The 22,934-nt window shown below is 71.1% G+C and carries 19 protein-coding genes; 9 read left to right on the forward strand and 10 right to left on the reverse strand.

From position 1 onward, the window contains the following. Positions 1-141: 141 nt before the first annotated feature. The 3 genes from AB0G10_RS16145 to AB0G10_RS16155 all read right to left on the reverse strand — a co-directional run bounded on the left by AB0G10_RS16145 (position 142) and on the right by AB0G10_RS16155 (position 3,932). Positions 142-1,401 (reverse strand): hypothetical protein, encoded by a 1,260-nt coding sequence (locus AB0G10_RS16145; protein WP_360921265.1) that lies wholly within the window; start codon positions 1,399-1,401, stop codon positions 142-144. Between the two features lie 95 nt (positions 1,402-1,496). Continuing rightward, positions 1,497-3,140 carry an AMP-binding protein gene (locus AB0G10_RS16150; RefSeq protein ID WP_360921268.1) on the reverse strand — a complete coding sequence of 548 codons (1,644 nt, stop codon included), beginning with the start codon at positions 3,138-3,140 and terminating at the stop codon, positions 1,497-1,499. A gap of 24 nt (positions 3,141-3,164) precedes the next feature. Further along, positions 3,165-3,932, reverse strand: coding sequence for an enoyl-CoA hydratase/isomerase family protein (locus AB0G10_RS16155; protein WP_360921271.1), 768 nt, complete (start codon positions 3,930-3,932; stop codon positions 3,165-3,167). Positions 3,933-4,046: 114 nt separating this feature from the next. On the opposite strand from AB0G10_RS16155, the gene AB0G10_RS16160 reads away from it, so the two are divergent. Together AB0G10_RS16160 and AB0G10_RS16165 are read left to right on the forward strand one after the other, a co-directional pair. Then, entirely contained in the window at positions 4,047-5,909 is a 1,863-nt protein-coding gene (locus AB0G10_RS16160) for a hypothetical protein (protein WP_360921274.1), read from the forward strand. A 64-nt stretch (positions 5,910-5,973) separates the two neighbouring features. Next, the gene (locus AB0G10_RS16165; protein WP_360921277.1) at positions 5,974-6,615 is read left to right on the forward strand and encodes a hemerythrin domain-containing protein; all 642 of its coding nucleotides are present in this window, start codon (positions 5,974-5,976) and stop codon (positions 6,613-6,615) included. On the opposite strand, the gene AB0G10_RS16170 is transcribed toward AB0G10_RS16165, so the two are convergent. The 4 genes from AB0G10_RS16170 to AB0G10_RS16185 all read right to left on the reverse strand — a co-directional run bounded on the left by AB0G10_RS16170 (position 6,554) and on the right by AB0G10_RS16185 (position 12,220). Further along, on the reverse strand, positions 6,554-9,691 hold the full coding sequence (locus tag AB0G10_RS16170; protein WP_360921280.1) for a BTAD domain-containing putative transcriptional regulator: 3,138 nt from the start codon (positions 9,689-9,691) through the stop codon (positions 6,554-6,556). The genes AB0G10_RS16165 and AB0G10_RS16170 overlap by 62 nt on opposite strands. Before the next feature lie 9 nt (positions 9,692-9,700). Continuing rightward, the gene (locus AB0G10_RS16175) at positions 9,701-9,874 is read right to left on the reverse strand and encodes a hypothetical protein (RefSeq protein WP_360921283.1); all 174 of its coding nucleotides are present in this window, start codon (positions 9,872-9,874) and stop codon (positions 9,701-9,703) included. 79 nt (positions 9,875-9,953) lie between these two features. Continuing rightward, positions 9,954-11,561 (reverse strand): molybdopterin-dependent oxidoreductase, encoded by a 1,608-nt coding sequence (locus AB0G10_RS16180; protein WP_360921286.1) that lies wholly within the window; start codon positions 11,559-11,561, stop codon positions 9,954-9,956. After that, positions 11,561-12,220 carry a fasciclin domain-containing protein gene (locus tag AB0G10_RS16185; protein WP_360921290.1) on the reverse strand — a complete coding sequence of 220 codons (660 nt, stop codon included), beginning with the start codon at positions 12,218-12,220 and terminating at the stop codon, positions 11,561-11,563. The genes AB0G10_RS16180 and AB0G10_RS16185 overlap by 1 nt, the downstream gene beginning before the upstream one ends. Positions 12,221-12,486: 266 nt before the next feature. On the opposite strand from AB0G10_RS16185, the gene AB0G10_RS16190 reads away from it, so the two are divergent. The 4 genes from AB0G10_RS16190 (at position 12,487) to AB0G10_RS16205 (ending at position 14,831) form a co-directional block, all read left to right on the forward strand. Next, entirely contained in the window at positions 12,487-13,035 is a 549-nt protein-coding gene (locus tag AB0G10_RS16190; protein ID WP_360921293.1) for a pyridoxamine 5'-phosphate oxidase family protein, read from the forward strand. Positions 13,036-13,100: 65 nt separating this feature from the next. Beyond that, complete coding sequence (locus tag AB0G10_RS16195; RefSeq protein ID WP_360921296.1) at positions 13,101-13,679, forward strand: sigma-70 family RNA polymerase sigma factor; 579 nt, start codon at positions 13,101-13,103, stop codon at positions 13,677-13,679. Then, positions 13,633-14,361 (forward strand): anti-sigma factor, encoded by a 729-nt coding sequence (locus AB0G10_RS16200; RefSeq protein WP_360921299.1) that lies wholly within the window; start codon positions 13,633-13,635, stop codon positions 14,359-14,361. The genes AB0G10_RS16195 and AB0G10_RS16200 overlap by 47 nt, the downstream gene beginning before the upstream one ends. 65 nt (positions 14,362-14,426) lie before the next feature. Then, on the forward strand, positions 14,427-14,831 hold the full coding sequence (locus AB0G10_RS16205; protein WP_360921302.1) for a hypothetical protein: 405 nt from the start codon (positions 14,427-14,429) through the stop codon (positions 14,829-14,831). Positions 14,832-14,886: 55 nt separating this feature from the next. On the opposite strand, the gene AB0G10_RS16210 is transcribed toward AB0G10_RS16205, so the two are convergent. The 3 genes from AB0G10_RS16210 to AB0G10_RS16220 form a co-directional block, all read right to left on the reverse strand. Next, a complete protein-coding gene (locus tag AB0G10_RS16210) occupies positions 14,887-15,315 on the reverse strand; it encodes a hypothetical protein (RefSeq protein ID WP_360921305.1) in 429 nt (142 codons plus the stop codon). Positions 15,316-15,398: 83 nt separating this feature from the next. Next, entirely contained in the window at positions 15,399-16,241 is an 843-nt protein-coding gene (locus AB0G10_RS16215; RefSeq protein ID WP_360921308.1) for a formylglycine-generating enzyme family protein, read from the reverse strand. A 148-nt stretch (positions 16,242-16,389) separates the two neighbouring features. Next, entirely contained in the window at positions 16,390-17,580 is a 1,191-nt protein-coding gene (locus AB0G10_RS16220) for an EAL domain-containing protein (protein WP_360921311.1), read from the reverse strand. 335 nt (positions 17,581-17,915) lie between these two features. Between AB0G10_RS16220 and AB0G10_RS16225 the strand changes: the two genes are divergently transcribed. The 3 genes from AB0G10_RS16225 to AB0G10_RS16235 are packed head-to-tail and all read left to right on the forward strand — an operon-like array spanning position 17,916 to position 22,931. Further along, on the forward strand, positions 17,916-19,973 hold the full coding sequence (locus tag AB0G10_RS16225) for a hypothetical protein (protein WP_360921314.1): 2,058 nt from the start codon (positions 17,916-17,918) through the stop codon (positions 19,971-19,973). After that, positions 19,952-20,638, forward strand: a complete 687-nt coding sequence (locus AB0G10_RS16230) for a hypothetical protein (RefSeq protein ID WP_360921317.1) — start codon at positions 19,952-19,954, stop codon at positions 20,636-20,638. The genes AB0G10_RS16225 and AB0G10_RS16230 overlap by 22 nt, the downstream gene beginning before the upstream one ends. 40 nt (positions 20,639-20,678) lie before the next feature. Then, complete coding sequence (locus AB0G10_RS16235; RefSeq protein WP_360921320.1) at positions 20,679-22,931, forward strand: SDR family NAD(P)-dependent oxidoreductase; 2,253 nt, start codon at positions 20,679-20,681, stop codon at positions 22,929-22,931. The last annotated feature ends 3 nt before the right edge of the window (positions 22,932-22,934 follow it).

Below are 22,934 nucleotides of genomic sequence, written 5' to 3' on the forward strand. Positions count from 1 at the left end.
TGATCTGCGCAGGAACGGTGCGGCCCGAATCAACAAGATCGCGGCCGAAGGGGGCGATGCGGGAGAGGGCGGGAGAGGGCGAGGCGGGAGAGGGCGAGGCGGGAGAGGGCGAGGGGCGAGAACGAGAACGAGAACGAGGCGCTAACCCGTTCGGCCGATCACCGTTGCTCCGTAGACGTTCGTGCCTGTTCCGAAGCGGGGTTGGTAGGTGGGGACCAGGGTTTTCGTGAAATAGCCGTAGATGCAACCACTCGCCACGTCGCACAGGACCTTGGTGAGGGCGTCCAGCAGGTTGCCGCTCAAAATACTGCTCACCCCGCCCAGGAGACCGCCGAGCAGGCCGGAGAAGCCGGTGATCTGCAGGGGCGCGAAGCCGACGATGCGGTAGGTCGGGGCGATGCTGAGCAGCGCCTGCTCGATCTTGTCGTAGATCGGGACGAGGACCGGCTGCTTCGACGCGATGAGGGCCTGCAGGCGGGCGGTGCAGCGGTTGGTGCTGCCGACGGTGAGGCCGCCGAGCAGGAACGAGCGGGGCAGGTCGCCGACCTTGAGGTCGATCTCGCATTTGGCGTCCGGCAGGGTGGTGTTGAAGATTTCGGGGCCTTGCAGCCAGATGTAGCCGCGCGGCACGGTCAGGTCGAGCGGCGTGGTGCATGAGGGCAGTGGCAGGCCCAGCACGGCGGCGGGCAGGGCGGCGGCGATCGGGCTGTCGCCGCCGGGCTTCACGGTCGGCAGGCCCAGCATGGGATAGAGCCCAATGCCGCCGAGCAGCGGGTCGAGCGGGCCGGAGAACGTGGTCCCGTTGCTGGTCATCCGCTTCCAGTCGCAAAGTGAGATGCCCAGAGCCAAGACCTTGCGTACGGCCGGAGGCCCCCACGCCACACGCGCGCACGCACCGACGGTCTTGCCGGTGAACTTGCCGCCGGTCGCCGCTTTGGCGAACACCGGGGGCAGGATCGTGCCCTTCGCGGTCACGGTGGTGGTGCGCACCTCGACCCAGGTGCCGGTGGTCTCGCCGGCGGCCGGGGTCGGCACCGGCGGGCAGGCCGTCGTGGTCTTCCAGGCCGGGCAGGTCGTGAAGCTGAAGCAGATCTGCGCGTCGGCGAGGCCGTCCTTCGAGTTCTTCTTGGCGTAGGCGATCGCGACCGGCGTCTGGTCGGCGACCGTGCACTTGGTGGAGTCGGCCACGCAGTTCAGGGCGATCTTCATGGAGGCCGCGTCGGCGCCGGTGATCAGTTCTTCGCGTTCCTGCCAGGCCATCCCGACGTCGATGACGATGGCGCCCATGCCGAAGATGACGGCGTTCGCGAGGAACAGGGCGACGATGAGCATGACGGCGCCGTGTTCGGAGTCGCGGGCGGCCTTCCACTCGCGGTGCCTGCGGCGCAGTCGCCCCAACACGATGCAAAACCCCCGAATCGCCCCCGGATGAGGTCAGATTAGTGGGGTTTGCGGCGCTTTTCCCTCGTACCCGGGAAGAAGCGCAAGCGGACCGCTCAGATCTCCTCCCGGAATTCGTCGATTGCTGCGCGCTCGCGCAGCTCGACGCGGCGGATCTTGCCGGAGATGGTCTTGGGGAGGTCGGCGAATTCGAGGCGGCGGATGCGCTTGTAGGGGGCGAGGTTCTCGCGGCAGTGGCGGAGGATGGCCTGCGCGGTCTCGTTGGTCGGCTGCCATCCTTCGGCAAGAACGACAAAGGCCTTGGGTACGGCGAGACGCACGGGATCCGGCGCGGGGACGACGGCGGCCTCCGCCACTGCCTCATGCTCGATGAGCACGCTCTCCAGCTCGAAGGGGGAGATGCGGTAGTCGGAGGCCTTGAAGACGTCGTCGGTGCGTCCCACATAGGTGATGTAGCCGTCCGCATCGCGGGATCCTATGTCGCCGGTGTGGTAGAAGCCGCCGGCCATCGCCTCGGCGTTGCGCTCGGGGTCGCCGTGGTAGCCGACCATGAGCCCCAGGGGCCGGGTCGTCAGGTCGAGACAGATCTCGCCTTCGTTCCGGGTGATTTGTCCGTCGGGATCGAGGAGAACGACGTCGTAGCCGGGGACCGGACGGCCCATCGACCCCGATTTGACCTGCTGGCCGGGCGTGTTCGCGATCTGGACCGTCGTCTCGGTCTGGCCGAAACCGTCCCGGATCGTGATGCCCCAGGCCCGCTGCACCTGCTCGATCACCTCGGGGTTGAGCGGCTCGCCGGCGCCCACGACGATCTGCGGCGGGTCCTTCAGCGCGGTCAGATCGGCCTGCACGAGCATCCGCCACACCGTCGGCGGCGCGCAGAAACTGGTCACCGCGCAGCGCTGCATCTGAGCGAGCAGGGCGTCGGCGTTGAAGCGCGTGTAGTTGTAGATGAAGACCGTGGCCAGGGCGTTCCACGGGGCGAAGACGTTGCTCCAGGCGTGCTTGGCCCAGCCCGGGGAGCTGATGTTGAGGTGTACGTCGCCGGGGCGCAGACCGATCCAGTACATCGTGGAGAGGTGGCCGGCGGGGTAGGACGCGTGGGTGTGCTCGACGAGTTTGGGCAGGGCCGTCGTGCCGGAGGTGAAGTAGAGGAGCAGGGTGTCGGTCGATCGGGTCTCGCCCGGGTCTCTCAGCAGCGGGCTGGCCTGATAGGCGTCGGCGTAATCGAGCCAGCCCTCTGCCGGATTTATCGCGATTTTTGTGTATTCGCCGGTCAGGCTCGCGAACTTGCCGGTGTTCGCCCCGGTGGTGATCACGTGGGCGGCGTGGCCCCGGTCCAGGCGATCGCGCAGGTCGGCGGGGCCGAGCAGCGGCGTCGCCGGGATCACCACGGCGCCCAGCTTCATCGTGGCGAGCAGGCACTCCCACAGTTCGACCTGGTTGCCGAGCATGAGGATCACCCGGTCGCCGCGATTGACGCCGCGGTCGCGCAGCCAGTTCGCCACCCGGCTGGACCGCTCGGACATCTCGGCGAACGTGTAGCGCTGCTCGGAGCCGTCCTCCTCGACGATCCAGAGCGCCGTACGCGGGCCGGCCTCACCCGCCGCCTCGGCGTCGAACCAGTCGATCGCCCAGTTGAAATGCTCCTGGTCGGGCCAGCGGAAGTCCCGGTAGGCGGTGTCGTAGTCGTCGCGATGCGCGAGGAGGAACTCACGGGCCTGCCGGAACGTGGTCATGCCCTCACCTTATTCGCCTTCTCGCTATTCGCCCGTGAAGATCGGCGTCCGGCGCTCCAGGCTCGCGCTGATCCCCTCGGCGCTGTCCTTCGTCGCCCAGAGGATCTTCTGCTCGGCGAGTTCGTGGTCCAAGGCCTTCTCGACCCGCTCCTTGAGGTCGCCGCGCAGGGTGGCCCGGATCGAGCGGACCGCGAGCGGCGCCGCCTCGGCGATCCGCAGCGCCAGATCCATCGCGGCCTCCCGCACCCGCCCCGGCTCGGCGAGCCGGTCGGCCAGCCCGATCAGCACGGCCTCCTCGCCGGTCACCCGGCGGCCGGTCAGCAGCATGTCGGTGGCCTTCTGCCGCCCGACGATCTCCGGAAGCGTCACGCTGATCCCGAAGCCCTGGTGGAACCCGAGCCGCGCGAAGTTCGCCACGAACCGGCTGTCCGCCTCGGCCACCCGGAAGTCGGCGGCGCACGCCAGCCCGAGACCCCCGCCCACGGCGGTGCCCTGCACGGCCGCGACGATCGGCGTACGGATCTCGAACAGCTGGACGGCCTTGCGATACAGCCGCTCCGCGGCCGTCACGTGATCGGCCGCGAACTCGCCGCTGCCGAAATCCGCCCCGCCGCAGAAATGCCGGCCCTGCGAGGCGAGCACGATGGCGCGGGTCGTCTTGTCGTCATCGAGGTTCCGCGCCTCGTCGACGATCCGCCCGATCAGCGCCTCGTCGAAGTGGTTGGCCGGCGGACGCCGCATCTCCAGGAGGGCGACCCCGTCGCCGACGGTGACCGAAAGATCAGAGCTCACAGCTGATCATATCTGTGGTGCCCGGGTGACCGATGGGGTGTCGGTCGCTTGTCAGCGCCGGTCTTCGAAACGCCGTACGCTCCGGTCACGTCGGAATGGCCAGAGGTGATCGTCATGAAGATCCCCGACCTGCTCGCCCGCGGCGATCTGGTAGATCTCCGGCCGCCACCGCAGCGTACGAGCGTTGCGGAGGGGGCTTCTTGGGGCGCGGCCAGAACGGTGGAAGCGCCTGAGCTGGTGCGCCTGCTTACGCTCTCCAATGATGACCCCAAATGGACACACTTGCCCCTGCGGCTTACGGGTGCCAAGGTTGTCGGTTCGCTCGACCTGAGCCATGCCGTCCTCACGCGGCCGCTGAAGCTGCGCATGTGTTATTTCGAGAAGCCGATCATCCTCAAATATGCGCGAGCGGACGTCATTTTCTTGACCGGATGTCACGTCCCCGGCATCGACGCGTACTCGCTGGCGACGCGCAGCGAGGTACGACTGAACGACGGCTTCACGAGTACCCGGACGGTGAATCTCGATGGAGCAAGCATCGGAAGCCAGCTCATCTGCCGTGGTGGAAGTTTCTCCGACGACGACGGACCGGCGATCGAGGCGCCCGGTCTGGACACTGGCAGCACCGTCTTCTTCGATCAGGGCTTCCGCGCCCGCGGACAGGTGAGCCTGCTCGGAGCTCGCATCGGTTACCAGTTGAGCTGCCGAGATGCGACGTTCACCGTGAGTGAGGGTACGGCACTTCTGGTTGACGCTGCCACGACCGGCGGTTCGGTGCATCTCGACCGCGGGTTCTGTGCCACGGGGGAAGTCAATTTTCGCGGCGCACGTATCGGGGGACAACTGAATTTCCGTGGTGGCCGATTCACCAATCGCGACGGGTTCGCTATCGCTGCGGATGGAATCACCGTCGCCGGCAAGGTGCTCCTGGATGAGAACTGCATCGTGTTGGGTGAGACGAACCTTGCCGGGGCGCAGATCAAGAACAACCTGCAGCTCCTGCATTCCACATTTAGCAATCCGGATGGCACCGCGGTGAGGATAGATCGAGCGAACATTGGCGCGGATGCCGCCTTCTCCGGAGCCGTACTCACCGGCCGGGTTGCGCTGTCCGGTGGAGGAGTGCAGATCTCCGGCGACCTGAAATTCAACGACAGGTTCACTGCAAACGGTGAAGTTGACCTGTCCGGGGCGCGCATCGGCGGCAATCTGGACTGTCGGTCGGCGACCCTTGCGGCGCCCGAGGGGATCGCGATGAAGCTGACCCGCTCAGAGATCAAGAAGGACGTCCGCTGGTTCGGAGCTACGCTGCGCGGCGGGCTCTCGCTGGATTTCGCCCATGTGGGCCGCTGGTACGACTCAATAACGGCTTGGCCTCGGAAGAACGATCTGCGGCTCAACGGCTTCACTTATGCGTTCATCCATGCCGAACCAACCATCACCGTCAAACAACGGCTCGACTGGCTGCGGCGCGACAAGGAGCACTTCGTTCCGCAGCCGTACGAGGAGCTCGCTGCCGCCTATCGACGGGAAGGGCACAGTCAAGACGCCGTGAAAGTTCAGGTCAGCGCTCAGTGGCAACGCCGCCTTGAGGTGCGCAGGCCGAAGGATTGGCTTATTCTGCGACTGGTCCGGATTGCGTGGAGCGCCCTGCTGCGAGTGACGGTCGGATACGGTTTTCGGCCCTGGCAGATCGTTGGGCCGATCGCGGTACTTTTTCTGTTCGGGTGGTGGTGGTTCAGCAGAGCGGAAGCGCAAGGGTTGATCAACCCGCCGACCAACTTGGAGGGTGAGGTGACATTTCATGGCGCTCGGTACACCGCGGATCTGCTGATTCCAGGGGCAGGAATCGGTGAGCGGGCCCGGTTCATACCGATGGGGGCTGCCGCGCACATGGCCGTCGCCTACACCCTGGCGGGATGGGCCCTTGCCGCCATGCTGATCGCCGGTCTCGTCGGCATTTTCCGTCGGTCTTGACGTTCAAGCTCAGCCTTAAGCCGGCCGCAAGTGGGCCGCAGGTGGTCGCCCGCAAGGTGGCGTCATGGACAACGAACCGAGTGGACTGCTTCTCGCCCACCGCGCCATGCTGCGCGACCTCGACCGCTGTGCGGCGCTGACGGCCGGGCTCGCCGCGAGTGGCACCAGGCTGGACCGTAAGCGGGCCGGGGCGATCGCCGGCTATCTCAGCGACTTCTGTGACAGCATCCATCACCATCACAGCGCCGAGGACGAGGTGCTGTGGCCGGTGCTGGAGCGCGCGGCCGGCGCCCACGTCGACCTCACCGAGCTGACCGACGACCACGCGGTGCTCGACCCGAAGCTGGCCCGGATCCGGGCCGGCGCGGCGGCTCTCAAGAGCGGGCACACCGTGACGCCCGCATTGGCCGCCGATCTGGCCGATCTGCGCGACACCCTGCGCGAGCACATCGCCGACGAGGAGCGGACGATCGTTCCTCTGATCAAGAAGTACGTCTCCGACGAGGAGTGGAACCGCGTCGAGGCGGTCATCCGCCGGCACGGCGCGAAGATGAGCTTCGAGGTGCCGCGGATCCTGGCCGTCAGCACCGAGAGCGAGCTGGCCGAGGCGCGGCGGGAGGGTGGGCTGCCGGTCGCGTTGATGATCAAGCTGATGCCGCTGCCGTTCCGCCGCCGCGAAGCAAAGGTGTTTGGAGCTGTGCGGTGAGTCGGGCTGCCGCGAGGGCGTAGGAAGGATCTCCGGAGAGGGCGGCGAGGGCCGCGTCGACTGGGCCGGCATACAGGGTGCCGGAGTCGAGGCCGGCGATCCGGCCCGTGAACGGCAGCAGCTCGGCGAAGATCTCGGCGCCGGCCGCGGTGTCGCCGAGCCGGGCCGCCGCGTGCCCGCGCAGCGTGGTGAACCCCAGCCAGTAGTAGTTGCGGTCGATGGGCCGGCGGCCCGCCCACACGGTCCGGGCCGTCTCCTCGTCGCCGGCGTCGAGCAGGGCCAGCACCAGGGCGTCGGTGACCCGGCCCGGATAGGCGGCCTCGGCGGCGAGCAACTCCTCGCGCAGGTGGGCGAGGTCGCCGCGGACCATGGCGGCGCCCACCCGGCCGACGGTGGCCATCGCGGCGCCGTTGAGCGCGCCGTGCTCGGCCAGCCGGCGGCTCACCTCGGCGTACCGGGCCAGGGCCTCGTCGACGTTGCCGGCCAGCAGTTCCAGCAGCGCCGAGAAGATGCCGACGACGGCGAGCAGGGCGCTGAGCTGGCCGGTCGTCGAGCGGGCCACCGCCAGGTCCATCTCGGCGCGGGCCCGGCCCAGGTCGGTGTGCGCCGCCGCGTCGAGGAACAGCAGCCAGTGCGCGACGGCCTCGTGGTCGATCTCGCCGGCCCGGGTCGCCACGGCCAGGTACTCCTCGGCCACGGCACGGCGTTCGGCACGCAGGTCGGGGCCGAGGGCGGCGTAGGCGCGCACGTTCAGCGCGGCGCAGAGCAGCCGGGGGTCGCCGACGGTGCGGGCCAGCGTCAGGGCCTGCGCGCTGATCCGTTGCGCGGCCGTCTCGTCGTACCCCTCAAGCTCGCGGAAAAGCGCGAGAAGTAGACGCACCCGGAGCACATCGGGCATCTCGCCGGCGAGATGCCGCCGGATCGCGGTGACCGCGGCGGCGGAGGGCTCGCGGCCGTCGCGGGTGGTCCAGATCAGCGGGGCGTCCCAGGCGGTGAGGATCGCGGCGTCGCCGGAGACGGACAGGGCGTCGAGGTAGATGAGCCGGGCCTGGACGGCGTCGCCGGCCCGGGCGTGCGCGGTCACGGCGGCGGCCAGCAGGTCCACCACGGAACCGGTCGCCCGGCTGCCGGCCAGGTGGTGCAGGCGCAGGGCCTCACGCCATTGGGCGGCGGCCTCGCGCCAGGAGCCGGCCTGTTCGGCGGCGCGGGCCGCGGCGATCGGATAGCCGATCGACTCCTGCGCGTTCGCGGGTCCGGCCGCGGCACACGCGTGCCGGGCGAGGACGGCCGGGGACGCGACGCCGGTGAGCAGGTGCAGCGCCCTCGTGTGCAGCCGGGCGCGGCGCAGCAGTGGGGTGTCGTCGTAGAGGGTGTCGCGGACCAGCGCGTGCGTGAACCGGACCCGGCCCGGCGCCGGCTCGTCGAGCAGCCCGGCCAGGACGGCCGCCTCGAGCGGGTCGAACAGGTCGTCCGGATCGCGGCCGGCCACCGCGGCGAGCACGTCCAAGTCGGCTTCCCGGCCCAGCACCGCCACCTGCCGCAGCGTCGTCGCGACCGGGTCGGGCAGCCGCGCCACCCGGCGGCGCAGCACCTCCCGGACACCGGCCGGCACCGCGCTCCCGGCCGCGTCGGCGCCCTCGGCGGCGATGAGCCGGGCCAGCTCGCGGACGAACAGCGGGTTGCCGCCGGTGCGTTCGGCGACCCGGGCCAGCAGTTCCGGACCGGCCTCGTCGAGCCCGTGCCGCCGGGCCAGCGCCGCCACCGCCCGAGGATCCAGCCCCCGCAGCGTCAGGTGCGCGGCGGTCGCGCCGAGCAACGCGCCGATCGTGGCGTCGAGCTCGTCGTGGCGTTCGCCGGTGCGGTAGGTGACCAGCACCAGCACCGGGTGCTCGGCCAGCAGCGCGACCACCTGGCGGAGCAGCTGCAGGGTGAGGTCGTCGGCGCGGTGCACGTCGTCGAGCAGCACCACGGTGGGGCCGGTGGCGAGGCCGGCGGCGACGGCACGGCCCATCGCGAACGCCCCGCCGCCCTCCAGTTCCCGCCCGAGCGCTTCCGACCACGCCCATCCCGGTGGTGCGCCGGCCACTTCGGGGCAGCGTCCGCGGCGCGCCTGCCAGCCCGCCGCCGTCAGGGCGGCGACGGCGGCGGTGGCCACCGTGGTCTTTCCGGCGCCGGCTTCACCCCCGATGAGTACGATCCGAGCACCGTGGCTGGTGGTCTCGGCAGCGGCGGCAGCGACCGTGGCCAGTTCGGTGTCGCGGCCCACCACGGCCGGCGCCGGACGCCGGACCATCGTGATCGTGGCGGGCGCGGCGGCCGGCGCGTCGAGGTCCGGCGCCTGCGCGAGGATGTCGGTCTCCATCGCCCGCAGCGCCGGCCCGGGGTCGACGCCCAGCTCGCCGGCGAGATGGTCGCGGGTGCGGCGCAGCGCGGCCAGGGCGTCACCCTGCCGGCCGCACCGGTAGAGCGCGAGCGCCAGCAGCCGGACCGCGCCCTCACGTCCCGGATGGTCGTGCAGATGCCGTTCCAGCTCGGCCACGACGGCGGCCGGGCGGCCCAGCGCCAGTTGCGCCTCGGCGCGCGACTCCACCGCCATCAGCCGCAGCTCGGTGAGCCGGGCGACCTCGGGGACGGCCCACGGCTCGTCGGCGACCTCCGGGTAGGCGGCGCCCCGCCAGCAGCCGAGCGCCTCGTCGAGCAGCCGGAGCTGATCGGCGGGCCCGGCCGTCGCGGCGCGGCGCATCAGGTCGTCGAAGCGCCAGGCGTCCACGGCGTCCGCGGGCAGCCGCAGCGCGTAGCCGGGTGCGGTGCTGACCAGCACCGAGGCCGGGGTGCGGGCGGGCCGGCCGGGTTCCAGGGCGCGGCGCAGGTGGGAGACGTGGACCTGGAGGGTGGCGAGCGCCCGGGCCGGCACGTCAGCGCCGCCCCAGAGGTCGTCGACGATCCGGTCGGTCGAGACGACGTCGCCGCCGGCGACCGTCAGCCGGGCGAGCACCGCTCGCTGCCGCGGTCCGCCCAGGTCGGCGGCGGCGCCCTGCACGGTGGCGCGCAGCGGCCCGAGAACGGAGAGGAACATCGCCTACGACTACATCAGAACGGTGCTCCGTTGACGATCCGTCGAACCGGCGATGGTGGTGTCGACGGCGAAGGGCTGGCGCAGGCGCTGCATCGCTTCGGTGCTGCGGTCGGCGGCGAGCCGGGTGCCGCCGTCGGTGGTGAAGGTCTGCTCGGCGCGGAACTGGACCCTGATGTCGGACATGCCGTCTCCTGCTGATCTCGTCCTTTTGATCTCGTCCGGGCGGGTCTATACCCATGTCCGATTTAGCCCAACCCGGAGTTCAGCCTGCCGTGACCGTGACGGTGTGCCGGCCGGTGGCGCCGTCCGGGTACGGCGTGACCCGCTCCGCCGGCTGCACCACGCCGTCGCCGTCGGTGGCGCGGACCGCGAGCGAGTGCGGCCCGGGGCTCGCCCGCCACGAGTAGCGCCACTGCACCCAGGTGTCGACCGAGGCGGTGGGCAGCAGTTCCGCGGCGTTCCACGGGCCGCCGTCGACGCTGATCTCGACGGCCGCGATGCCCCGCCGCTGCGCCCAGGCGACCCCGGCCACGGTCACCGGGCCGGCCGCGACGCGGGCGAACGGCTTCGGCCTGTCGATCCGCGACGCCGTCTTCACGGTGCCCTGTGCCGACCAGCCACGCTCCACCCAGTACGCGTCGAACCTGTCGAAAGTGGTCAGCTCGATCGCGGTCAGCCACTTGCACGCGCCGGCGTATCCGTACAGTCCCGGGGTGATCATCCGGACCGGGAAGCCGTGCTCGTGGGGGAGCGGCTCGCCGTTCATGCCGACGGCGAGCAGGGTGTCGCGGCCGTCGAGGGCGGTCACCAGCGGCGTGCCGATCGTCATCCCCTCCACCGAGCGGGCGACGATCTGATCGGCGCCGGCCCGGATGCCGGCCTCGCGCAGCACTGTGGCGAGGGGGATGCCGAGCCAGCGGGCGGTGCCGATGTAGGGGCCGCCCACCTCGTTCGACACGCAGTTCAGGGTGATGTCCCTTTCGGTCAACGGCCGCCGCAGCAGATCGTCGAGGGACAGCTCGATCTCGCGGTCGACCATGCCGTGGATCCGCAGCCGCCACCGATCCGGGTCGACGCGCGGCACGGTGAGCGCGGTGTCGACCCGGTAGAAGGCGTCGTTCGCCGTGGTGAAGTCCGCCGCGGCGCCTCGCGGCAGGGGCTGGGCCGGATCGGTCGCGGCGGGCAGCCGGATCGCTTCGCGGGATCGGCTCGCGGTCCGCTCGCGCCGGCTGGTCAGGGTCATTCCCGCGGCTTGCGCCGCTGCCGCCGAGGCGGCGAGGGCGGCCAGCTGCAGGATTCGGCGGCGGCCTCTTTCGGGTACGCCGGGTCCGGCCGCGCCGCCGGTCTCCGCCTCCTTGCGTGGTCGGGCCGGGTGGTCGCTTGATCGGGCCGGGTGGTCATTTGGGCGGGCCGGGCGGTCGCTTGGGCGGGCCGGGCGGTCGCTTGGGCGGGCCGGGCTGTTGAGCCACCACAGGATCGCGCCGGCGATCGCGGCGCCGAGCAGGGACGGCAGCGCGTCGGCCGGGATGGAAGCCGGCCTCGACAGCGCGGCGGCCGCGCCGATCGCGCCCAGCAGCAGCGCGCCGGCCGGGGCCGCGGCGCGCCATCGGGCCGCGGCGACGCCGATCTGCGCGGCCACGAACGCGAGGACCACGGCGATGCCGGCGAGCAGGACCGGTTTGTCGGCGGTGCCGAGCTCGCGGACCGCGAACTCCTTGACCGCCGCCGGCGTCGCGTCGATGACCGCCCCGCCGACGGCGACGAGCGGGGCGGCCGGCGGCCGGGTCGCGGCCGCGGAGAGTTCCGCGACCGCGATCCCGGTGGCCGCCGCGACGATCCCGGTGATCGCCGCGAGAAGGGGGCGGCTCATCAGCTCTTCGGCATCAGGACGGAGTCGATGATGTAGACGTTGGCGTTCGCGGTCTGCACGTTGCCGCAGACCACCGACGCCGCGTCGCCGACCGTGAAGTCCTCGCCGCTGCCGGTGACCGTCAGCTCCTCGCCCTGCAGCGTCTTGTGCGGGCCGGCCAGGTCGGCCGGGGTCAGCTTGCCCGGCACCACGTGGTAGGTGAGCACGCTGGTCAGCGTCTTCTTGTCGGCGAGGACCTTGTTCAGGTCGGCCTCCGGGATCTTGCCGAAGGCGTCGTTCGTGGGCGCGAACACGGTGATGCCGTCGGCCGAGTTGAGCGAGTCCACGAGGCCGGCCTTCTTGACGGCGGTGACCAGCGTGGACAGCAGCGGGTTACCGGACGCGGCGGTCGCGACCGGCACCTGGGCCATCGCCTCGAAGCTGCCGGCGTTCGCCGGGTCGGCCGGCACCGACGCGCAGCCCGGACCGAAATTGACCATGTCACCGGCCATCCCGGCCGCCATGCTCGGGGCGGCGCTGGACGTCATCGGCGCGGCACCGGTCGCCATCGGGGCGGCCGCGCCGGCGTCGCTCTGCTCGTCCGCGTCGCTGCCGCACGCCGCCAGGGAGATCGCGAAGACGGTCGTGGCGGCCAGGGCGGTGAGCTTCGTTGCACGCATGGTTGTTTCCTCCTGTATCGGGGTCTTTCATCCCTGATTCGGGGCCATCCATGCGGCGGATTGGTGGTTCGGTGATCTTTTTTCGCGGCGTCCCGGCGGGGACAGTTTCCTCCCCCTTTCGGGTGACGATCGGGCGTCCGCGCGGGGGAACCGGCGCAGCTAGCGTGCTTGATCCCTCGGCGCCCGCTGCAACTTGCAACGCTGTGCAACGGCGCCGTTACTCTGTGACACTGTCGCGCAGCGATGCGGCGACACTAGGGGTGACCATGAATCACGGTGAGCGGCACCTGCAGGACAGGCTCGGCAGCCGGGAACGCGCCGACGCCTTCACCGCGCGGCAGACCCTCGACCACCTCAACGAGCGGATGCGCGCGTTCATCGGTCGGCAGGAGATGATGTTCCTGGCCACCGCCGACTCCGGCGGCGGCTGCGACAGCACCTTCCGGGCCGGGCCGGCCGGGTTCGTGCGGGTGCTCGACGAGGAGCACCTGAGCTGGCCGGAGTACCGCGGCAACGGGGTGATGGCGAGCCTCGGCAACCTCACCGAGAACGGCCGGGTCGGCATCCTGTTCATCGACTTCGACGAGGTCATCGGGCTGCACGTGAACGGCAGCGCGGAGATCGTGGAGGACCCGGGCGAGCAGCGCGACCTGCCGCCGGGGCAGCGGGCGCCGCTCTGGGTCGTCGCCCGGGTGCAGGAGGCGTACATCCACTGCGCCAAGCACATCCCGCACCTGGTGAAGGGCGAGCGCCGGCCGGCCGGGAAGAAGAGCGACTACTTCGTGCCGGCGCCGCAGCGTTCTCTACTCACCTAGGTGCATCCATTCGCGGGCCGCCGAGCGAACTCTCTCCAGGAGACAACTACGCGGGAGGGAGGTCGATGAGCTCCGACGACGAGCTCGCCGAGCGGTTACGCGCCGGCGACGAGAAAGCCTTGCGTACGGCGTACGAACGCCACGGCGCGGCAGTGCTGTATCTCTGCCAGCGTCTGCTGGGCAACCGGGCGGACGCCGAGGACGTGACCCAGGTGACGTTCGTGGCGGCGTGGACCGGGCGGGACGGGTTCGACCCGCAGCGCGGCACGATGCTGGGCTGGCTGCTCGGTATCGCGCGGCGCAAGGCCGTCGACAGGTTGCGGTCCGCGGCGCGCGACGAGCGAGTGACCGAAACGGTACGGGCCCAGGTGTCGGCGCCGGACGAGCTCGACACCCCGGAACGCGTCGTCGACCGTCTCGTGGTCGCCGACGAGCTCGGCCGGCTGCCCGCCGAGCAGCGGCGCACCCTCGAGCTGGCGTTCTTCGACGACCTGACCCATCCACAGATAGCGGCCGTGACGGGGTTGCCCCTGGGCACGGTCAAGAGCCATATCCGGCGTGGAATGGCCAGCCTGCGACGTCGTTGGGAGGTGGACGGTGCAGCATTTGGATCCCGATCGGCTGGTCCTTCTCGCGCTCTCTGAGGAATCGGAGGATCTCGACGAGGCGGATCACCTGACCCGTTGTGCCGGTTGCCGGCACGACTTCGCCGCACTGCGGGAGGTCGCCGACATCGGCGCGCAGTGCCAGGAACTGCGCGACCTTCCGGCACCGCCGGAATCGGTGTGGGAGGCCATCGCAGCTGACGTCAGGCGTACCCCCGCAGTGGAAGTGACCGCGACGCCCGTCACCGACCTGGCGGAACGCCGGGGCCGGGCGCACCGCCGACCGGCACGCCGATGGACGCCCCTGATCGCCGCCGCGGCGGCCGCCGTCCTCGCGGTGGGCGGAACCCTCGCCGTCGGCCAGCTCATCGACCGCCGCACGACACCGGCCGTCACGGCCCGGGCCACCCTCGAACCGCTGCCGACCGTCCCCGTCGACGCGGGCGGCCGGGTGCGGGTCCTCGACGACGGGGACCTAGAGATCGACGTGCGGAATTTGCCGCTGACGACCGGCTTCCACGAGGTCTGGCTGATCGACCCGGACGACACCACGAAGATGGTGGCGATCGGCAACCTGACCGGCGACAAGCAGGTGGTGCTGCCGGTGCCGCCCGGCACCGACCTGAACCGCTACCGCCTCGTCGATGTCAGCGACGAGCCCCACGACGGCGACGCCACGCATTCCGGCGTCAGCCTGCTGCGGGGGACGCTGACGAGCTGAGCAGATGCGGGGTGGTGGCCGCCCGCCACCCCGCTGCCGGCCGGACCGCGTCCTATCGTGGCGTGATGGCCCGCTATGTGATCGACGCGCTCACCCTGCTGCGGATCGTCGACGACGGGCTCGCCGTCGATCCCGGCCATCAGCTCGTCGCCCCGAACACGATCCGGTCCGAGGCGCTGCGACTGCTGCTCGCGAGCGTGCGCCGCGGCGAGCGCACCGACCGCGAGGCGCTGGCGACCCATGACCGGATCACCGAGCTCAAGATGCGGCTGCTCGGCGACCGGGTGTCCCGGGCGACGGCGTGGCGGATCGCCCGGGAGAACGACTGGGACGACCTGCGCGACGCCGAATATCTGGCGGTGGCCCGCTTGCAGGCCGACGCACTGATCACCATCGACCCGGAGCTGGCCGCCAAGGCCGGCGGCATCGTGCCGGTGGCGCCGCTGCGCCTGCTCGGCGAAGCCGCATGATCAGGGTGGTGCGTGCGTGCCCGCCGCCGGCTCCGGATCAGGGCCGGTCGTTCGCTCAGCGATGGCCGTCCGACCCGTCCTTGCCGGGCCGGATCAGCTGCGCGTCGATCTCTTTCTGATCGGCGATCCGGTCCCGTTCGTTCGCCAGCCTGTCGCGTTCGTTCGCGGCGGTGTCACGGCGGTCGGCTGCCGCGTCACGCCGGTCGGCCGCCTGATCGCGGTCCCGGGCGGCACTGTCACGGAGATCGGCTTGGCGGTCCCGGTCATCGGAAGCCTTCTCCCGCTCAGCGAGCGAGCGGTCCCGTAGATCCGCCAGGCGCGCGCGCTCGTCGGCGAGGGAGTCGCGTTGCTCCCCGTCGATCTCGCGTTGGTCGGCGAGGGCGTCTCGCTTGTCCGCGTGCGCCTCGCGGATGCCGACGAGGCGTTCTCGCTCCTCCGCTGTCTGGCTGTGCTGCTGCTGGTTGGCAGGCAACGCGGCGTTCATGTCACCAGGATAGACCCGCACGCGGCCGGTACGGCGAGGCGCGGGCCGGGTTTGTCCCTGATCCACGACCGGCCCGAGGAGCCTCACGCGTCGGCCGCGCACCGGAATCCGGCATTCCCCGTCGAGCTGTCCGGCGTGTTGCCCATCCGCGCCGACACCCGATACCGCCGGCAGTACGACGCGTGGCACAGATACGACCCGCCGCGCAGCACCCGCCGATCCCCGCTCTCCGGGCCCACCGGATTCTCGATCGGTGCCGCCAGCCGGCGATGCCAGTCGGCGCTGAACCGGTCCGCGGTCCACTCCCACACGTTGCCCGTCATGTTGTACAGACCGAAATCGTTCGGCTCGTAGGACCGCACCGGCGCCGTGCCGAGGTAGCCGTCGGCGAGCGTGTTGAGGTAGGGGAACCGGCCTTGCCACACGTTCATCCGGTGCTCGCCGTCCGGTCGCAGCATGGCGCCCCACGGGAACCGCTGCCCTTCGCGCCCGCCCCGTGCCGCGCACTCCCACTCCGCCTCGGTGGGCAGCCGCACGCCGGCCCATGCGCAGTAGGCGGCCGCATCGGTCCAGCTCACGTGCACGACCGGATGATCCTCGCGGCCCTCGATGTCCGATCCCGATCCTTCCGGCGCCGACCAGCACGCCCCGGGCACTTCCCGCCACCATTCGGCGCCGACGACCCCGCGGGTGGGTTCGAACGGCTGCGGCAGCAGGCCGGCGAAGACGAACGACGTCCCGAACCGCTCGGCGGTCGTCACATGCCCGGTGTCCGCCACGAACGCGCCGAACTCCCGGTTGGTGACACACGCCGCCGCCATCCGGAACGGGTCCACCCGCACCCGCCGCACCGGCCCTTCGCCGTCCTCCTCATAGGCGAGCGGATCTTCACTGCCCATCAGGAACCAGCCGCCCGCAATGGCCACGGTCGAGGTTCCTGCAGAGCGCAGAACCTTCTCGGGTACGTCGGAAGCAGCCGTGGCGCCGGCCCTCCCCGGCGCGCAGCAGGTCCCCGGTGTCGTGTTCTCCAGCCCCGTCACCAAGCCAGCATCACGGTCCGCAGTCCGGCCGTCCTCATCCTTTCGAGATGAGCTCTCCCGGCCGGGCCAGGTGGTAGCCCTGTCCGAATGCGATCCCCGCCGACCGCAACCGGCTCAGCTCGGATGCCGTCTCGATGCCCTCGGCGATGAGGCTCGCGCCGATCTGCTCGGCGAAGTCGTTCAGCGACCGGGCCAGCGCCATCTTCACCCGGTCGGCGTCGATGTCGCGGACCAGGCTGATGTCCAGCTTGATCAGGTCGGGGCGCAGCCGCAGGATGTGCTGCAGGCTGGCGTACCCGGCCCCGGCGTCGTCGACGCTGAGCCGGACGCCGGTCCTGCGCAGCGTGTCCAGCATGCCGGTGAGCAGCGGATAGTCGGTGACCTGGGCGTGCTCGGTGATCTCGACGGTCAGGTGCGGGCCGGCGTGGGCGAGCAGCGTGTCCAGCACCTCGGCGTCGAGCAGCGCCTCGGCGGACAGGTTGACGGCCAGGTACCCGCCGTGGGGGAGGTCCGGCAGCCGCTGCAGGGCCTTGTGCAGCGCCAGCAGTTCCAGCGGCACCCCGAGCCCGGCCAGCGATGCCGCCGCGAACGCCCGGTCCGGCCCGCTGAACGTGGCCGGTTCGAAGCGGGCCAGCGCCTCGTGGCCGACGGTCACGCCCTCGCGCAGGCAGACGATCGGCTGGAAGACCATCCGCACCGCCTCGTCGTCGAGCACCGCCTGCACCGCGCGGCGGGCCGTGGCGACGGTGTGCCGCCGTGCCGCGAGCGGGCCGTCCATGTGCTCGCTGATCAGGTCGGCGATCAGGTTCATGTAGCGCACCGACTGCTGGTCGAGCGTCGGGTCCGGGTGGCGGCTGGCGCAGCACAGCATGCCGGCGGTGGTGCCGTCGGGGGACTGCCAGGGGACTCCGGCGTACGACCCGATGTCCAGGTCCGTGGCGCTGTCGAGGTCCCGCGCGATCGGATGCCGCCGCACGTCACGTACGACGCCGGGCAGGGTGCCGGAGAGCACGCGGGCGCAGAACGAGCCCGGCAGGTCGATCTCCTCACCCACCGGCAGCCGCATCTGCTCGACCGCGCCGGTGGCCGCCCACACCGTCAGCTCATCCGCCCCGAACGCCGAAATCCACGCGACCTCCATGCCCAGATGGGCACGCACCTTGTCGAGCAGACGCTCGACCTCGGCCAGGCTCGCATCGCCGGATCGCCCCGTTGCTGCTTGCACGCATTCTCTCCTCGCCGAACCAAGCGGCCGCCGTGAGTCCACAGCCGGGCCACGGCAGTCGACCCCGATCTTCGGCGGCGCCCGCCCCACCTTGAGAGAACCCGCCCCGGAATGTCCCCGGCGGGCCTGTCCACGATCCGGCAGCAACCGGCATCGCCGGGCACCTAGGTTGACGCGATGGGCGCTGAGCGCGATCGGCGAGACGAGGGCGGAGCCTGGGCACTCTGGGCCCTTACCTGAGCGAGCGGGCATGGGGCACCGCCCGGGAGACCTTCCACGGGTCCGCCGACCCCTGGACCGCCTTTCCCCACGACGAGGCCCGGTCCCGGGCGTACGTGTGGAACGAGGACGGGCTGGCCGGGATCTCCGACCGCGAGCAGCGCCTGTGTTTCGCGCTCGCGCTGTGGAACGGCCGGGATCCCATCCTCAAGGAACGCCTGTTCGGCCTCAGTAGCGCCGAGGGGAGCCGTGGCGAGTCCGCCGAGGAGTTCTGGTGGTACGTCGACGCGGTGCCCAGTTCCGCCTGGCTGAGCTGGCGCTACCACTACCCGCAGCGGGCGTTCCCGTACGATCTGCTGGTCAGCGAGAACCGCACCCGATTCCGGGGCGATCCCCCGTTCGGCCTGCTCGACACCGGAGCCTTCGACGACGACCGGTACTGGATCGTCGAGGCGGACTATGCCAAGGCCGGCCCCGAGGATCTGCGGATCAGGCTCCGGCTCACCAACGCCGGCCCCGAGGCGGCGACCCTGCACGTGTTGCCGACCCTGTGGTTCCGCAACACCTGGTCGCAGGATCCCCAGGTCGGCAGACCCCGGATCACCGCGGCGGACGGCGGCGTCCTCCTCGCTGAGCACGAGACGCTCGGCCGCATGGTGCTGGAGGCCGATCCCGGTCCGGACGGACTGATGCCGGAGCAGTTGTACTGCGAGAACGAGAGTGCCCACCGGCGGCCGGGTACGCCCTACGGCAAGGACGGCATCGGTGACCACGTGCTGTTCGGCACGCCGACGGTCAGTCCCCGGCGGACGGGCACCAAGGCGTCCTTCTGGTACCGCATCCCGGTGGACCCGGGTGAGACGGCCGAACTGTCTCTGCGGCTCGCGTCCGCCGCGACTCCGGCCGTGGAGAGCTCCGATGAGGTGCTCGCGCGGCGGCGCGCCGAGGCCGACGAGTTCTACGACGAGGTCACACCCGAGGGCACCGGCCCGGACCAGGCGATGATCATGAGGAGGGCCTGCGCCACGTTGCTGTGGGGCAGGCAGTTCTATCACGACGAGGTGCGGCTCACCGGGCTCGATCGGGGTGGACATGTCCGCGTGCGCGACGTGGTGCCGGTGGTCGACCCGTGGGCGTGGCCCTGGCTGGAGACCTGGGAGTCCACGCTCTATGCCGTCGCCGTCGCGCACCTCGATCCACGGTTCGCCAAGGACCACCTCGCGTTGCTGCTCGGTGACGGCTGGATGAGCCCGGACTGCCGGCTGCCGGCCGGCGAGCAGAACCTGGCCGCGACCGCCGCGCCCATCCAGGCCTGGGCGGTTCTTCAGGTCTTCCGCGCGGACGGGAGCCGGGATCACGTGTGGTTGGTCGCCATGTTCAGCAGGCTTCTGCTGAACCACTCCTGCTGGTTCGCGGGAACCGACCTGGCGCCGATCGGCCCGCTCACCCACCCGTCGAACCAGGTGTTCGACCGCTCGATGAGCCCGGTGCCGCACCGGTACGAGGCCTATGCCGACACGTCGGCCTGGCCCGCTCTGCACTGCCTCGCCATGCGGTCGCTGGCCGAGATCCTGGCCGCTCACGAACCCGGCTTCGGCGATCTCGCCGGCCGGTTCACCGCCGGCGTCGAACACTTCGCCGCGGAACTGGCGGCGCTGGAGCTGTGGAACGACCACGATGGCTGGTACTACGACGTGGTCGAGCTCGGGAAAGGACCCTCGCCGCGGATCCGGTCCCTGACCGGGCTGGTGCCCGTTCTCACCCCGGCGATGATCGATTCCACGCGAGCCGGCCGCATCCTGGACCGCGCCCTGGACCCGGGCGATCTCCTCTCGCCGTACGGCATCCGGTCGGTGACCGAGAAGGACCTTCGGGGAACGGTCTGGTTGCCGTTCCATCTGCTGGTCCTCGACGCGCTTCGGCGACTCGGCCGGGAGCGGGACGCCGACGATCTCGCCGGGCGGCTGCTCGCGCCGTGGTCCCGCGGTCCCGGCGGGCGCCGGCCGATCCTCGGCGACCAGCCGTGGCCCGACCTGCTCGCCTTCCACGACGATGTCGACCCGGACAGCGGGCGTGGCATCGGTCATTCCCACGCGACCGGCGCGGCGGGCCTGGTGGCTCATCTGATCGCCGGCGGGACGGGAATGAGGCGATGCGCTTCAACGGAGAAGTGACCTTCGGCAACCTGCTCACCTCGGCGACGGTGATCGTCGCGGCGCTGACGCTGTTCCTGAGTCTTCGGCAGGCGCGCCTGCAACGGCGCCGGGAGATCGCCGACGCCGTGCGGACGGCAGCGGCGGACGCGCTGGCCAAACTCGAGCGATACGCGCGGCTGCCCGGTGCGGTCGCCGACCGGGTGCAGGGGCTCATCATCGAGACGACCCGGATGCTCGGCGCGAAGCCCCAGGTCGACGATCTGCGGAAGGCACGCGATCACCTCTGGTCGGGTCTGTTGCGGGAGTGGCAGGAGGCGCGTACCGCTCAGCGGGCCGAGGAGGTCGAGCTGGCACACGTCCGGCTGCTCGGGCGCCGGCCGGACGCGTACGACGGTGTCGCCGATTCCGTCGCGGCACTGGACGAGGGCGCCCTGCGATGTTTCGAGGAACTGCTGGAGGCGGCGCAGGGGGCGATCCGCCGATACGAGAGGGACCGTGCTCGCTACTGGGCCGAGGATCTCGGCAACGAGCTTCGCGCCGAACTGGCCCGCTATCGGCAGGCCTTGGAGAGCAACGCCGACCAGTGTCTGGCGACCGTTCGTCATCGGCTGCGCGCGGTCGTCGCCGGCGAGGACGCGCAGGTGGTCGATCGGACCTGGCACGCGACCGACGATCCTCGGTGAGGGGTGCCGCAGCCGGTCGGCGGTGCCACAGAATGGCGCGGTGGATCACTTGGGGCGGTGGGTTCGGATCGCGGCGGGGGTCACCGGGCGCGGTCCGCGCGCGGCGCGGCTGCGGGCTGCGGTCGCGGGTCGGGTGGTGCTGGTCACCGGGGCCTCGGAGGGGATCGGGGAGGCGGCGGCCCACCGCCTTGCGGCGGCGGGGGCCACCGTTCTGCTGGTCGCGCGCACTGCGGAGCGGCTTGATCGGGTACGGGCGGAGATCGTGGCCGCGGGCGGGACCGCGTTCGCCCATCCGGCCGATCTGTCGTCCCCGGAGGCCGCCGCCTCGCTGGCCGCGGAACTGCTGGAGCGGTACCGGCGCGTCGATGTGGTGGTCAGCAACGCCGGCCGGTCGATCCGGCGGTCGGTCGCGGACACCGCCGACCGGTTCCACGACGTGCAGCGGACGGCGAGCCTGAACTATCTCGGACCCGTCCAGCTGCTGCTGGCGCTGCTGCCGGCCATGCGGGCGGCCGGTGGCGGGCACATCGTCAACGTGTCCACGGCCGGGTTGGCGATGCACACCCCGCACTGGTCGGCCTATCACGCCTCGAAGGCCGCGTTCGACACCTGGCTGCGCAGCGCGGCCGCCGAGGTGCGGCGCGATGGTGTCACGGTCAGCACGACGTACCTGAATCTGGTCCGCACCCGGATGAACTCGCACTATCCGCAGGCGCCGGCGATGTCGGCGGCGGAGGCCGCCGGGATCGTGTGCCGGTCGATCGTGCGGCGGCGGGATTGGTCGCCGTGGTGGGCGCGGCTCGGGACGATCGTGTCGGCGGTCATGCCGCGCACCGTCGAACGGGTTCTCGCGGCCGGGGATCGACTCGAGCCGCTGCGCGTATTGGCGTCGACCGATCTGTGGCGGCCGGGACGGATCGTGCGGCTGATCCGGGCTGGGCGGGGCCGGAGCCTGGCCACGGCGCTCGCCGCCGGCCCGGCCCGGGGAATCGCGCTCATCGATGCGGAAGGGTCGGTCGGCTATCCGGAATTGAGTGCGCTCGCCGACGTGTGCGCGGCCCATGCGGCAGCCGTTCTCGGGGTCCGGGCCGGCGATGTGGTGGGACTCGCCTGCGAGGGGCATCGCGGATTCGTCGCCGCGGCGGCCGGGCTGTCCCGGTTGGGCGCCGACGTGGTTCTGCTGCCTCCCGACCTCCCGGAAGAACGGACCGTCGAGGTGCTGCGGCGGGAAGGGGCCGTCGCTCTTGTGGGAGAACCCGGGAATGGGACTTCCGGCGTACGCATGATGGCCTGGACCGATCTGCTGCAAGGCCGCGCGCGGCGGCCCGGAATGGCGCGCAGGCCGCGGAACGGGCGTGTCCGGGTGCTCACTTCCGGCACGACCGGGGTGCCGCGCAGTGTTTCCCGGGCGCTGCCGATCGGCATGTTGCTGGGGCCGGTCACGACACACCTGCGCATGACGCCGGTGCGGCGCGGCGAGCCGATCGTGGTGGCGACGCCGCCGCATCACGGGTACGGGTTGACCTATCTTTCCGCTGGTCTCGTCCTCGGGGCGCCGGTCGTGCTGGTGCCCGGCGGGGATCCGCGGCGCATTCTGGACGCGGTCGCGGAACATCGGGCCGGGCTGTTGTTCGCGCTGCCGATCCAATTGCGGCGAATGCTTGCCCTGGAGCAATGGCCGCCGCTGGATTCGCTGCGGGCGGTGGTGAGCGGTGCCGCTCCGCTGAGTGCCGAACTGTGCGGGCGGTTGCGGGAGAGATTCGGCGATCGGGTCTTCAACATGTACGCCACGACCGAGGCGGGATGGGCCGCCATGGCGACGCCCTTCGATCTGCGGGCGGCTCCCGGAACCGTCGGGCGGGCACCGCGCGGCGTGCGCGTGCGCATCGACGAGACGACCCGCGAGATTCAGGTACGTGGATGGCACGCGGACGGTTCCTGGCTCGGAACCGGCGACCTCGGCCACCTCGACGCGGCCGGCCGATTGTTCGTCGACGGCCGGCTCGACGACATGATCGTCTCGGGCGGGGAGAACGTCCATCTCGGCCCGGTCGCCGCCGTCCTGAACGAGCATCCCGACGTCTCCGACGTCCTCCTCGAGGCGATTCCGGACGACGATTTCGGGCAGCGGATCCGCGCCGTCGTGGAGGTCGGACCCGGTGCTTCCCTGACCGTTCCGGAATTGCGGGAATGGTGCGAGCCGCGGCTGTCCCGCGCCGAGCGCCCGCGCGACATCGAACTGGTGCCGGAACTGCGGCGCACCGCCACCGGCAAACTCATGCGCCGATCGTAGAAG

The organism is Actinoplanes sp. NPDC023714, assembly GCF_040639855.1.
GTDB lineage: Bacteria > Actinomycetota > Actinomycetes > Mycobacteriales > Micromonosporaceae > Actinoplanes.

What these genes read in the sequence shown, in the direction of transcription:
- AB0G10_RS16150 (WP_360921268.1), bottom strand. Translation starts at nt 3,140, where the DNA reads ATGACCACGTTCCGGCAGGCCCGTGAGTTCCTCCTCGCGCATCGCGAC.
- AB0G10_RS16160 (WP_360921274.1), top strand. Translation starts at nt 4,047, where the DNA reads ATGAAGATCCCCGACCTGCTCGCCCGCGGCGATCTGGTAGATCTCCGG.
- AB0G10_RS16165 (WP_360921277.1), top strand. Translation starts at nt 5,974, where the DNA reads ATGGACAACGAACCGAGTGGACTGCTTCTCGCCCACCGCGCCATGCTG.
- AB0G10_RS16170 (WP_360921280.1), bottom strand. Translation starts at nt 9,691, where the DNA reads ATGTTCCTCTCCGTTCTCGGGCCGCTGCGCGCCACCGTGCAGGGCGCC.
- AB0G10_RS16175 (WP_360921283.1), bottom strand. Translation starts at nt 9,874, where the DNA reads ATGTCCGACATCAGGGTCCAGTTCCGCGCCGAGCAGACCTTCACCACC.
- AB0G10_RS16180 (WP_360921286.1), bottom strand. Translation starts at nt 11,561, where the DNA reads ATGAGCCGCCCCCTTCTCGCGGCGATCACCGGGATCGTCGCGGCGGCC.
- AB0G10_RS16185 (WP_360921290.1), bottom strand. Translation starts at nt 12,220, where the DNA reads ATGCGTGCAACGAAGCTCACCGCCCTGGCCGCCACGACCGTCTTCGCG.
- AB0G10_RS16190 (WP_360921293.1), top strand. Translation starts at nt 12,487, where the DNA reads ATGAATCACGGTGAGCGGCACCTGCAGGACAGGCTCGGCAGCCGGGAA.
- AB0G10_RS16195 (WP_360921296.1), top strand. Translation starts at nt 13,101, where the DNA reads ATGAGCTCCGACGACGAGCTCGCCGAGCGGTTACGCGCCGGCGACGAG.
- AB0G10_RS16205 (WP_360921302.1), top strand. Translation starts at nt 14,427, where the DNA reads ATGGCCCGCTATGTGATCGACGCGCTCACCCTGCTGCGGATCGTCGAC.
- AB0G10_RS16210 (WP_360921305.1), bottom strand. Translation starts at nt 15,315, where the DNA reads ATGAACGCCGCGTTGCCTGCCAACCAGCAGCAGCACAGCCAGACAGCG.
- AB0G10_RS16230 (WP_360921317.1), top strand. Translation starts at nt 19,952, where the DNA reads ATGCGCTTCAACGGAGAAGTGACCTTCGGCAACCTGCTCACCTCGGCG.